A 416-nucleotide genomic window follows, 5' to 3' on the forward strand; every position below is an offset into this window, starting at 1 on the left:
CGGGCTTGCGGACCTGGTCCACCCAGTACTCCGGGTCCGACCACTGCCCTAGCCCGACCGGGCGGCCTGTCACGGAGGACACCGCCGGGACCGAAGGCTCGGCGAAGGACAACCCACGCACCACGGCGCGGAAGTCCTCCAGCATCGGCTCCATCAGCCGGGAGTGGAAGGCGTGGCTGGTCCGCAGGCGGCTAGTCTTCCAGCCCCGCCCGCCCGCCGCCTCCGCGATGGCGTCGATCACGGCTTCCAGCCCCGCGACCACCACGGCCCCAGGGCCGTTCACCACCGCGACGTCCACGTCCGGGAACGCGGCGAGGACGTCCGCCTCGGAAGCACCCACCGCGAGCATCGCCCCACCCGCCGGAAGGGCCTGCATCAACCTGCCGCGCGCCGCGACCAGCGTGGCCGCGTCCGGC

1 protein-coding gene is annotated in these 416 nt (G+C 74.0%); it reads right to left on the minus strand.

Features of this window, described 5'->3' with window-relative positions; genetic code table 11:
• Positions 1-416: acyltransferase domain-containing protein (locus PUR61_RS45600; RefSeq protein ID WP_329883374.1), on the minus strand; the 416-nt coding region annotated here is incomplete at both ends.

It is taken from the genome of Streptomyces sp. BE20 (assembly GCF_036322525.1).
Classification (GTDB): Bacteria; Actinomycetota; Actinomycetes; order Streptomycetales; family Streptomycetaceae; genus Kitasatospora.